Below are 11,611 nucleotides of genomic sequence, written 5' to 3'. Positions count from 1 at the left end.
CGGCGGGCGCCCCGCCGCTCGCTGCGCCTACTGCGCACCAGCAGACCCGCGGCACGGTTGCGCATGACCGAGTACCGTGGCACGGCATGCGCGACCATGTCCTACGACGCGCTCCCCATCAACGACCACTTCCGCAAGGTGGACGAGAGCACACTGATCGGCGTGATGGACATGCGCGGTGACAGCGCCCCCTTCTTCTTCGTGCTGCGCCGAAACAGACCCGCCCCGGCAACGCTATGACCCACCGGCCCCGCCCTCCCGAAACGAGCACCGTTCGTGGTGGACGCCGCAGGCCGGCACCGGCGGGCACTGCCCCGGAGCCGTCGCCGGGGCGTAGCGGTTCCAAGCCCCCTCAGCCCGAGCGACGACTCGGGCGGTGGTCTTGTCGTGGAAGCCGGTGCCCGAGCCATGACCGGAGCGGGGCCTGGAGCACGGGTCGACGCAGCACGCAGGTGCGCACCGCTGTTCCGGGAACGCCGATGTCACGGATCGGGCCGGCGAGGCCGGGCGGAGCATGGGGCGCCCGGCCCCGCTACCGGAGAACAGCCAGGCCGCATACCGGTTATGCCGGTCGGTGGTGCTCCTGCTGGTCCGCTGGTCCTCGGCCTGGAGCAACCGATCGACGAAGGGTTCGGGGGGCGGTGGCTCTCCGACGCGTCCAACCGCCTTGACCTCCCCACAGCCGGCCCCCTGCCGATTGGTTCCGGAGGATGCATCCCGCCACCGTCCTTGATGTCCACCGACCTGCGGTTCGTCACCGCCAAGGGGTGGCGGTCCGCCTACGAGGCCGGTGTACGCACCGTTATGGACCTGCGCAACCCAGACGAGATCCGACCGACCCCAGGCCAAGGCCTCACCAGCCAAGGCGGATCCGCCGCCTTCCCCGCAGAATCGACTCGAACGCCCCTCCCACCCGAGATCAAGCGTCTGGAAGTGCCCTTGGACGATGTCGAGGACCTCGAGTTCTGGAAAGACATCAACCATAGGCGGTTGAACGGGACCCCGCTCTACTTCCGGCCCTTCCTCGAACACAAAACCGAGCGGTGTGCCGCGGTGATCACCGCTCTGGCACAGTCCGACCCCGGCGGCGTCCTGTTCCACTGCGGAGCCGGACGCGACCGCACCGGTCTGGTCTCTTTGCTGCTGCTCTCCCTGGCCGAAGTCGACGCCGAAGCGATAGCCGAGGACTACGCCCTGTCCACCTCCGCGCTCCGTCCTCTGTTCACCGCGATGGGACAGGACGACCAAGGCCCGATGATCGAGTCCTTGCTGGCCGACCACGGGCTGACACCACGAGACAGCGTCCTCGACGTCCTCAAGGACCTGGACGTGCAGGCCTACCTACGAAAAGCAGGAGTCACCGAGGAAGATCTCACCCGCCTGCGGGCTCAGCTCCTGAACTGATCGAACCCCGCACGACCACGGTCGTTCGATCGGTGCTCCCTGTGTGGTGCCGCACCACCACAGCGTTCGACACCCCAGGTGGTGGGGCTCTACAGACCACGAGCGAGGTCTCCTCATGGTGGGGCGAGCCTCCAGGAACGCGGGTTCGCTCCGGTGGACCCACCCGCCCCTACGACCAGATCGCCACGAACGAAGGGATTCCCCCGGCCGGATCCTCCGGCCACCGGACCGCAGCCGACCCGGTGATCTTCTGCACCGGTTACAAGACCGGAACAAGGAACCCCGGACCGAAAACAACACCTGAACCCCCGGCGCCCCGAGCCGAGGCCTCGTTCCTACACGCAAGCGCCCTCCACGCGCAAAGCCGCCACCAGCCAGGAGATATAGGGAATCGGATCCTCCTCCTGGGGTGCGTTGCCATTGATCGCCGCCACCAAGGACAGATACCGACCGTGCGTTCGCGCCAAGCGAGCCTCCTCGGCCTGATAGGGGCCATCCTCCTGACCCATGAAGATCTCCGCCTGCTCGAAGGCGGCGGCCAACCGAGCGCGATACCCCGCATCGGCCCGGCTTCCCGAAAGTGCGGCGCTCACCTCGGCGAAACGCGCGACGGCCTCCTGGGAGTACCGGGAGTGGGGCGGCTCCCCGGCCTGATGGAGGGCGACCAGTCGGGCCCCGGCCTCGGCACCATCGGTGTGGATGAAGTCCTGCACCGAATCGGTGGCGATGAACCGTCCCGGAGCGGGGGAGTACACGTCCCTGAGATAATCGCGAACCCCAGCGCTGAACCCTTGGTCGCACAACAGATCGGCCAACTCGATCCACGCCTGGAGTTGGGCGGCGGTGGGATCCTGGGGCAAACGCGGCCGCATCATGCGCAACCGGTCCACGAACCCCTCGGGCACGTCCAAGCCCCGACCGACCTCGTCCCAAAAGCCATCGACGACCCGCTCCCGCTCATCGTCGGCCATCGACACGAGCCGATGCATCAGATCCGCCTGCGCGGTCGTGGAACCCTGCTCGATCAACGTTCGAAGCACCGCCTGTCTGGCCCGCAAGACCTGCTCCTGACGCTCGACCACCTCCAGGTGCGTGGTGAGCAACTCGTGCAAGGTCGTTCCGCCCTGGAGCAGGCGGCGGATCTCCTCCAAACCGGTGTCCAACTCCCGCAGGGTACGGACCAGTTCCAGGCGGGCGATGGCGTGGATGTCATAGAGGCGATGGCCGCCTTCAGAGGTCCCCGTGGGTTCGATGATCCCGGCCTCGGCGTAGAAGCGGACGGCGCTGACGCTCAGGCCACTGCGATGTGCGGCGTCCCCGATGGAGTACAGCTCTTCTTGGTTCATGAAACGACTATGAGACCTTCAGTGACTTCAGATTCAAGCCCTTTCCACCATCGGCATCGATCACGGTCGCCGATACATGACGTGCAAACCGACATAGCCGTACACGGTAAGGGGCGAACCCTTCCGGCAACGTGCCCAGCACCTCGAAACAGAGCGATTCGCACACCCCCACCGCACGCGTATTGGTCCGCGCCACCGCATTGAACCGCCTGGTCCCACAACCGGCCGTGCACGCCCACGCCAACGTGTACTCGCACAAGGCCCGACCCACCCCGCCCCTCCGGAGCAGGATCGACCACACGACCGGCGCAGGCGATGTGAGCGGCGTCGCCCAGGTGGCGACGGTTCATCTTCACCATGCCCAGAACCGCACCGCCTTCGCCCACGACGACCACCGCACGAGCGGGGTTCGGACGACATCCACCACCCTTGCGCGGTCTCCTCCTCCAGATCCATGGAATAGAGGAAAGCCCCCACCTCGAGGACGGAAGAAAGACCCGATGGTGGGCCAACCGACGGCGGTGGCGACACGGACGCGCATGATCCCGCTCTGCCCACCCGCGCCACCCTCCGGCCACGAGTCCTCCACCAGACGAGCACGCGACCCGCCCGGACGATACTCGGACCGGATCGACTGTAGGGTCCTGCCCATGGCAGATCATCAGGACCAGATCAGGGCGGCCTACGACGGGGTCGTCGAACCCTACGCGTCGCTGTTCGCCAACCGGCTGGAGACACCACCGTTCTCCCGCGCCATGATCGCCACATTCACCGAACTGGTGCGCGCGACGGGCAACCCCAAGGCAGCGGACCTGGGGTGCGGGCCCGGACATCTGACGGCCATGCTGAACGAACTGGGCCTGAACGCCCTCGGACTCGACCTCTCCCCAGGCATGATCGACCACGCCAGGAGAGCCCATCCGGCGCTGTGCTTCCAGCAGGCACGGATGGAGTCCCTACCGATCCAGGACGGCGCGCTCGGCGGCGTACTGGCCCACTACTCGATGATCCACACCCCTGCGGAGGACCTGCCGAAGCTGCTCGCCGAGCAAGCCCGCGTCCTGGCACCAGGTGGCCTACTCCTGGTCTCCTGCTTCGGCACCCAGGGGCCAGAGCCGATCCGGTTCGACCACAAAGTGGCACCCGCCTACAGCTGGCCGGTGGAACGCCTGGCCGAGCTACTGGCCGACGCCGGACTCGTTCCCTTCGCGCGGCTACTCCACGACCCGGCCTCCGAACGTGGCTTCCTCGACACCCACCTACTGGCCCGCCGCACAGTGGACGGCGTCAAGCCGCACGGCAGGCCCGACACCGACGCCCGGTCAACTGGACCATGAACGCTGAACTCGGTGAACAAGAACACGCGGACCCACTCCAAGCACACCTGAGCGAGCTACGCGCACGGTCGCCCGCGCACACCGAACTCCTCGGCGGCACCGACGATCCCCGCCCCATAGCGGCACTCCAACCACTCGCGCTCGAACCCGCTCGCCCCCTGCCCCGGACCGAGAACGCAGGACACCCACCCTGAGTGGAGCGACCCGAGGCGGTGCGTGCGCACCTTCGCCGATCCCTACAGGGCGCGGTGGGCACATAACGCTTCGACCAGCAAGGACCGGGCCACCAAGGCCTGTGCGAAACGCCCCCGAGGAAAACGGTTCGACCACCCCGCCCCGATCCGACACCATCACCCCATGCCTACCCCGCCTTCATCCCCGGCCTGGGATCGCCCCATCGTTTCTACCGCGAAGCCGTCCATCCCGTGCTGGAAAAAGCGCTTCCTGGGACAACGCACTCCGTCGCCCCGGTGGGGCACGGTTCACAAGTCCTCGAATTCGACACCGCCCGTCACGGCCCATGACTGCGATCCCACCTGGCCGACCACCGGCCGGCCCACATGAAGACCACTTCCGCCCTTGACGCACACGAACTCGCCCAAGCCCTGGCCAAGCGCCACCACATCGACCCCGACCAGGTGCACCCACTACCCCAGGGCCAGGCCAACCACGTCCTGGCCCTGGGCGAAGAACTGGTCCTGCGCATCCCCCGCTCCCCCTCCCACACCAAGGACCTGGAAAAAGAGGCCGAACTCCTACCCTTGGCCCACACGGCCGGGCTCCCCGTACCCGAACTCCTCCACCACGCCCCGGCACCCGTACCCCACCTGCTCATCACCCGTATGCCAGGCACCGACATGGCCGAGCGCACCCCCACCCGAGCCTTCCTTCATCAGGTGGGTCGACAACTACACCGCCTGCACCACCTGCCCACACAGCACCTGCACACCCCACCCCTTCAGGTGGAACAGGACGATCCCACCACCCTGGTCCAAGACCTGCACCGCACCGGAATGCTGGACGCCTCCACCGCCGGGTGGCTCACCGACCTCTTCCACCACCTGGCCGAGCACGTACCCCGCACACCACCCGAACCCGTCCTGATCCACGGCGACCTGTCCCCCACCAACCTGCTGGCCACCCCCGATGGTGCCCTGTCCGCCATCGTGGACTGGGGCGAGGCGGCCCTGGCCGAAGCGGCGGTGGACTTCGCCAAACTCCCACCCCACTGGCTGCCCGAGGTCTTGGCCGGCTACCCGAGCCCACCGGGCCAAGAACACTCCCTCAAGGTCCGTATCCTGCACCACCACCTGACCTGGGCCCTGGCACGCCTGACCGACCCCGCCCCCTGCCCGGGGCCACGTCACTGGAGCGCTCCGCCGGCCTCCCGCCTGGTGGGATTGCTGCGTCTTGTGGCCACCCACCCCTGGCCACACCTACTCCAGTGGTGAAGACCTACCCCACCCGATCCAGGACCCAGGCCAGGTTGTGCTCGACGATGTCCATCATCACCCGCCGGTCGGGAAAATCCCCCTCCAACAACCGCAACGGTCCGGCCACCAACGACAACCGTTGCGCCAACACGTACAGATCCAACCGGGCCGCATCCAACCCGGGCACTTTCAGGTACCGGTACCACTCACCGAACCGCAACCTCAAGAACGCGTGCTCCCACTCCACGTCGAAGAACATCAACCCCTCGACGTCGATGAGCACCGGTTCCCCATCGGTGTCGACCAGCACGTGATCGGGACCCAACTCCCCATGCACCAACCCGTAGCGCCTTCGCGGCTCCACTCGGGCGGCCGACTCCTCCAGCAACGCGGCCACCCGCCTTCGCACCCGGCCCAACTCAGCGCGTCGACGCGCCCCCTCGGCCAGATCCGCTCGAGCCCGCTCCACCACCCAGGGCACACACTCTCGCTCCCCGTCCAAGGGCCGCGAAACCTTGCCGAACCCGGGCCCGGTACGGGCCGCCATCGCCTCCAACGAGGTCCTGAGCCGGCCCAACACCCGCTCCACCCGCGCCGTGTCACCCCAGGCGAGGTACTCCTCCAACGTGGGACCGGGCACCTCCTCCACCAGCGCCACATCGGTCCCCAACCCAGGATGGTCGCGCTTCACCACGTGCACGGCCGGCACCCGCACCCCCGCCCGGGCCAACCGGTCTCGGGCGGCGACGAACAACTCCACCCCATCGGCGTGCGCGAAAGGATCTTCCCGCCTGCCCTGCCCAAAGACCGGCCAAAAGTTCTCCCGCTCACTCCACACATAGGCGATGACGGCGAAACCGGTGGCCGTCACCAACCGGTATACGCCCTTTTTGGTGCCACCACGTAACCGCTCCACCCGAGCCACCCGCACACCCAACGCCTGGCGGGCCAACTCTCGTAAAAGGACGTGATCGGTCAACCGGCGCGATTCTTCATCCGACATGGCGACTCCACCAACGAACAGGGGGTAGGAGCGTGCCGGCCTAACCCTCCCACCCACCATCGGCCGCACCGTTTTCGCCCACCACCGTGGACCCGGCGGTGTCCAGGAACAGCAGGCAGGACGCCCTAACGCAGGACTACCCGAAGCTCCAGCGTCGCCGCACTCAATACCGCCACCGACCCGGTACCCCACGCCCAGAACGGCTATGACCGCTGCCGGCACAGGCCCTGGACAGACGCCGCCCCGCTGTCATGAACGCTGAACCCGACGAACGCCCTCAGGCGCCGGAGCCGACCGCACGGTCCGGCTCCGGTTCGACGACACTCTGCTGCCCACGGGGCGCAAAGAGACCGAACAACACCAGCGCCACCACCGCGAGCAACACCATCCCCACCACACCAAGAGGTCCGGCCAGCGCCAGGTTGGGCGCAGCCGCGGCATCGGCCACCAGCATCGGGATCCCCGCCGAGGCGTTGAGCGCACCGTGACCGACCACGGCGGGCCACACACTCGCGGTACTCAAGCGCGCCCACCCCAGCACCGCCCCGAACAGCACACAAAAGGGCACGAACATCAGGGCCGCCCAGGGCCCCAGCGCAGCGTAGTTGTATCCCAGCAAGGTCAGCGGAGCATGCCAAAGACCCCAGATCACTCCAGAGACCACCACGGCGAACAGTGTTCCCCGACCCATGAGCCGGGGCAACAGCCAGCCCCGCCACGCCCATTCCTCCCCGAAGGCGAACAGGGAATTGAACAGCGCACCGGGCAAGATCGCGACCAACTGTACGGCGACCAGTACCTGGAGGGGCATCGGCACTTCGACACCGGACTCCTCGGTGCTCTCCCTCAACAGGGAGAAGTTCTCCAAATCCAGGTCCATGAGCCCCAGGGCCGCACTGAGCGCCGTGGCCACGATGGCGAACAGCGGAACACCGATCCACAGCGCGACCGTCACCGCCAGGGTTCGGCCTTTACGCGCCCCCAAACCGAGCCCGGTCTGCCTGGCCAGCTCGCGGGCCCAGACGCCCTCCTTTCGGCGGGTGGACCAGACCGCCACCAAGGCGGCCGTGGGCGTGAACATGATCAGCACACCGATCAGCGCCATCCAGGGCGAGGCCAACCCGTCGGCGCCCACCCACAACGGCAACGCCAAAAGCCACGACCCGCCAAAGGCGATGAGTAGGAAAACCCAGAGTCCGGCCCGGTTCATGTGCACTGTCCTTCGATCGTCTTGCTCCTTATTCGGTGTCGGGAGAGCCCCATGCCCTGGTGGGAGCCGGTATCAAAGGTCGACTTGGCGCACCCACACGCGCAGGTTCTCGGCACCGACCTCCGGTTCGACGGCGATGGTTTTGACCGCGAGCGCCGCGCTGGTGGGGGAGTGGCCGCCCCAGGTCTGTTGGGCCAGGCGCATGACGCGTTCGCACAGTTCAGTGGGGTAACGCTTGGACATGGTGGGCTCAACCTATCCAAGGCCTTGGGTCGCCCCCACCCCCGGGCGGCTTCGAAGAGTTCGCCGTAACGGCGCAGGTACTTGTCGGCCTGAGCCGAGCAAGCGATCCCGGCCAGACTCCCGAATTCCTCCCCTGGCTGAACGGGCAGGACACGGTTCCGGGCGAGATCGACCGCCCACCGGCCCGCACGAACAGCCCACCCTGTGGGCGTTACCCCACGCGAAGGACCACCACTCAGGGCACCACACCCTCCCGCTCGGGACGCACGTTGCCCAACACCCGATCCACGGCGATCTCGATCACCACCCGCTCCGGGTTGGGGCGCGGCACCCGGTAACGCTCACCGTAACGACGCTCGGCCTCGGCCACCGCCTCCGGCTCATCGGTGACCGTGGCGGTGCCCTCCAACGTCGACCACCGTCGACCATCCACCTGACACACCGACACCCGCACCCCCGGATGTTCCCTCACATTCCGCGCCTTGTAACTGGAAGCGAAAGTGATCACCCGCGCCAAGAACCGCTCCGGATCATAGGTCACCCCCACCGGCACCTGATGGATCCCACCCCCAGGGCGCGGCGACGCCAACGTGCACAGGTGATACTCCCGCCAAAATCCCAAGAACGGGTCCTCGCCCTGCTCCACCGACACATCCCCTTTCCAACAAAACACCTTCGACATACCGCCACTCACACCGCAGGCTCCACCATCCGCGAATCCACATCCACCCACCCCCGATAACCCGAAGGCGAAGCACAAAACACCCACCCCCGCGGCCCCAGACGTTCATCATCTACGAACCAGGCCGCCAACTCCTCCTCCGCCCCCACATCCCCCTCATCGGCCGCCACCAACAACCCCGCCACCACATCGGTCAACGCACTATCACCCTGTGCACCCATCGCCCCCCACCCATCCCACAACAACGTCTCCACCCCTTGCCGGTGCGCCAACTCCAACCACACATAGTCACGCACCAACCACCCTCCGGCCAACATCGGCGCCAACGCCCCACTCACCCCGAACCGACCGGCGTCCACCTCCCCGGCCCGATAAGCCGACCACACCCGCGCCGCACTGGAGAACACATCCCGCCCCACACCGGCACCGTGCGGCACATCCACCACATCGAACCCCCAACCCCCACCCGGGTCCAGCATCGGATCGACCCACACCCACCGCTTCCCATCCCAATACTCGATCAGCACGTGATCGACCCCAAAACCCCGCTCCAGGTAGGAGGCGAACCCCACCCGCGTACGTGCCGGCACTCCCCGGGCACGCAACGCCGCCACCCCCAACAAGGCGAAATCCCGACAGCACCCCACCAACGGCACCCGCTCCCCCACGCCCCAGGGCCGCCGATCACGCGCCTGATCCAAGGCCAACATCGACTCCACCCACCGCGCATCGATCTCCTCCCACCGCTCGCCCACACCGACCACACCACCGGCCCGATAATGGGTCACCACCCCCCGCAACACCCCACACAAACGCTCCACGTCCACGGGCAACGCCTCCAACACCGACGCGTGCACACCCGGATCACTCATAGCGCTCTGCGCGGCCCACCGCGACACATCCACCACATACTCCTTTTCCTCACAGGCCCACCCACGAGCCCGACCTACACCCGCACACCCCACACCGGACACGCCACCCACGCGAACACCTCCTGCTCACCCACCTCCTCCCACGGGCGCAGATACACCTCCCGCACCACATCCCGCTCCCGCGCCCCAGACCGTGAAAGCGCTCCCCGCAAAGCCGCGTAAGCGCCCATGATCCGCGGATGAAAACAATCCCGCCTTCGCACCCGCGCCACCCACCACACCCCACCCGGTTCCATCCGCAACACCATCTCCCCCACCGGGCGGACCACCCCCGTGTAGGGCACCGCCACCTCCACCCACGCCCGACCATCCGGGGTGGGTGTTTGGTGGTACACCACCCAGGTCTGCTCGTCGGCCACCGCCCCCTGCTCCGCCAACGCACACCGCAACCGCTGGGCCGCCCCCAGGTAGGTCTCCACCAGATCCTGCTGATTCACCCGCACCCGCACACAGGCCACCGACCGTTCCACCACCGGCTCGACCCCCACCTCGAAGTCGACCAGGTCCACCCCCGAACCACCCCGCCCCCGCACCAACGCACAGGCCTGCTCCACCAACGCCCGCCTCGACTCCAGCACCTGCTCCTGCACCCGCCACCAGGACCGCACCAGATCCGCACCCTCACCCGGCCCCACCCCCAAGACCCGCTCCACCACCACAAGCGGCATCCCCAGCAGCCGCAACGCCCGAATCCGCTCGGCCACCGCCAGCTGATCACGCCCATAGAACCGGTACCCGTTCTCGGCCACCCGCCGCGGCACCAACAACCCCGACCGCTCATACAGACGCAACGCCTTGACCGACAACCCCGAACGACGCGAGAACGCACCGCGACCCAACTCCTCCGGCTCCTGCATCATGTCCATGGGCACCGAGTGTGGCCCCTGCCCCAAGGGCACGGTCAAACCCCACCCACCAACACCAGGAGCACGACCATGTACCCCCCACACCGCCCCCACACCAGCGGCCACCTGCCCCGACCTGACGGCCAACACCTGTTCTGGCAAGAAAGCGGCCACCCCCACGGGGTCCCCATCCTGGCCGTGCACGGCGGCCCCGGATCAGGCTCCTGCCCCACCTGGTCCCGCTTCACCGACCCCGACCACTACCGGCTCATCCTGCTCGACCAACGCGGAACCGGTGCCAGTACCCCCGACGCCGGCGACATCGACACCGACCTGAGCACCAACACCACCGCACACCTGATCACCGACTTCGAAGCCCTACGCACCCACCTGGGCATCGACACCTGGCACCTGATGGGCGCCTCCTGGGGCTCCTGCCTGGCCCTGGCCTACGCCCAAGCCCACCCCGAACACATCCGCTCCCTGGTGCTGTTCGCCGTCAACACCGGCACCCGCCAAGAGATCACCTGGATCACCCACACCATGCGCCGCGTCTTCCCCACCCCATGGGAAGAATTCCGTGCCGCCGCCGGCCCCGAAGCCGACCCCCGAGCCCTACCGGCCGCCTACGCCCGCCTGCTCAACGACCCCGACCCCCAGGTACGCCACGACGCCGCCCTGGCCTGGTGCGCCTGGGAGGACACCCACGTGGCCACCGCACCCGGACACACCCCCAACCCCCGTTTCCAGGACCCGGCCTTTCGCGCCACCTTCGCCCGCCTGGTCACCCACTACTGGGCCAACGACTGTTTCCTGGCCCCCGACCAACTCATGCGCGACCTGCCCACCATCACCCACCTGCCCGCCGCCCTCATCAACGGCCGCCTGGACATCAGCGGCCCCAGCGACATCGCCCACGACCTGGCCGCACGCTGGCCCGGTGCCCGACTCCACATCATCGACGACGCCGCCCACACCGCGAACACCACCGGCATCGGCCATGCCGTCAAAACCACCCTGGACGACTTCCGCGCCCTGTGACCCCAACGGCTCTTCGCCCACCACGACCAACGCCGGTCCCTCACCGAACCAGGGGCGTTCCGATGCGGACGCCCCTGGCCCATGCCCGCACCACCCCCGCACCATGGTCACCACACGCCCCACCATCAGTCACAA

Annotated in this window: 13 protein-coding genes; 6 read left to right on the top strand and 7 right to left on the bottom strand. The window is 67.7% G+C overall.

The features are described 5' to 3' along the window. Together D472_RS27295 and D472_RS24510 are read left to right on the top strand one after the other, a co-directional pair. On the top strand, positions 1-240 hold a 240-nt coding region (locus D472_RS27295; RefSeq protein ID WP_017602680.1), incomplete at its 5' end, for a DUF4334 domain-containing protein. A gap of 492 nt (positions 241-732) precedes the next feature. Then, positions 733-1,404: a tyrosine-protein phosphatase gene (locus D472_RS24510; protein ID WP_017602679.1), complete on the top strand. Its 672-nt coding sequence runs from the start codon at positions 733-735 to the stop codon at positions 1,402-1,404. A 335-nt stretch (positions 1,405-1,739) separates the two neighbouring features. On the opposite strand, the gene D472_RS0101215 is transcribed toward D472_RS24510, so the two are convergent. Then, positions 1,740-2,750 (bottom strand): MerR family transcriptional regulator, encoded by a 1,011-nt coding sequence (locus D472_RS0101215; protein ID WP_017602678.1) that lies wholly within the window; start codon positions 2,748-2,750, stop codon positions 1,740-1,742. A 650-nt stretch (positions 2,751-3,400) separates the two neighbouring features. On the opposite strand from D472_RS0101215, the gene D472_RS24505 reads away from it, so the two are divergent. The 3 genes from D472_RS24505 (at position 3,401) to D472_RS0101205 (ending at position 5,538) form a co-directional block, all read left to right on the top strand. After that, a complete protein-coding gene (locus D472_RS24505; protein WP_051045911.1) occupies positions 3,401-4,087 on the top strand; it encodes a class I SAM-dependent methyltransferase in 687 nt (228 codons plus the stop codon). Continuing rightward, complete coding sequence (locus D472_RS28030) at positions 4,084-4,281, top strand: hypothetical protein (protein ID WP_152447863.1); 198 nt, start codon at positions 4,084-4,086, stop codon at positions 4,279-4,281. The genes D472_RS24505 and D472_RS28030 overlap by 4 nt, the downstream gene beginning before the upstream one ends. Positions 4,282-4,647: 366 nt before the next feature. Then, the gene (locus tag D472_RS0101205; RefSeq protein ID WP_017602676.1) at positions 4,648-5,538 is read left to right on the top strand and encodes a phosphotransferase family protein; all 891 of its coding nucleotides are present in this window, start codon (positions 4,648-4,650) and stop codon (positions 5,536-5,538) included. A gap of 4 nt (positions 5,539-5,542) precedes the next feature. Here the strand turns inward: D472_RS0101205 and D472_RS0101200 are convergent, their stop codons facing one another. The 6 genes from D472_RS0101200 to D472_RS0101175 form a co-directional block, all read right to left on the bottom strand. Next, on the bottom strand, positions 5,543-6,523 hold the full coding sequence (locus D472_RS0101200; RefSeq protein ID WP_017602675.1) for a phosphotransferase family protein: 981 nt from the start codon (positions 6,521-6,523) through the stop codon (positions 5,543-5,545). Between the two features lie 277 nt (positions 6,524-6,800). Next, on the bottom strand, positions 6,801-7,733 hold the full coding sequence (locus D472_RS24500) for a CPBP family intramembrane glutamic endopeptidase (RefSeq protein WP_017602674.1): 933 nt from the start codon (positions 7,731-7,733) through the stop codon (positions 6,801-6,803). 72 nt (positions 7,734-7,805) lie between these two features. Then, complete coding sequence (locus D472_RS28370) at positions 7,806-7,976, bottom strand: hypothetical protein (protein ID WP_017602673.1); 171 nt, start codon at positions 7,974-7,976, stop codon at positions 7,806-7,808. Positions 7,977-8,211: 235 nt separating this feature from the next. After that, entirely contained in the window at positions 8,212-8,658 is a 447-nt protein-coding gene (locus D472_RS0101185) for a TIGR03618 family F420-dependent PPOX class oxidoreductase (RefSeq protein WP_051045910.1), read from the bottom strand. Between the two features lie 8 nt (positions 8,659-8,666). Further along, positions 8,667-9,563: a transglutaminase domain-containing protein gene (locus tag D472_RS29245; protein WP_026117269.1), complete on the bottom strand. Its 897-nt coding sequence runs from the start codon at positions 9,561-9,563 to the stop codon at positions 8,667-8,669. Positions 9,564-9,604: 41 nt separating this feature from the next. Beyond that, positions 9,605-10,456, bottom strand: a complete 852-nt coding sequence (locus tag D472_RS0101175) for a MerR family transcriptional regulator (RefSeq protein ID WP_033302888.1) — start codon at positions 10,454-10,456, stop codon at positions 9,605-9,607. Positions 10,457-10,525: 69 nt separating this feature from the next. Between D472_RS0101175 and D472_RS0101170 the strand changes: the two genes are divergently transcribed. Continuing rightward, the gene (locus D472_RS0101170) at positions 10,526-11,476 is read left to right on the top strand and encodes an alpha/beta fold hydrolase (RefSeq protein WP_017602669.1); all 951 of its coding nucleotides are present in this window, start codon (positions 10,526-10,528) and stop codon (positions 11,474-11,476) included. Positions 11,477-11,611: the final 135 nt, after the last annotated feature.

The sequence above is a fragment of the Nocardiopsis alkaliphila YIM 80379 genome (assembly GCF_000341005.1).
Taxonomy (GTDB): Bacteria; Actinomycetota; Actinomycetes; order Streptosporangiales; family Streptosporangiaceae; genus Nocardiopsis; species Nocardiopsis alkaliphila.
This window is presented reverse-complemented; position numbering and strand designations above follow the sequence as displayed.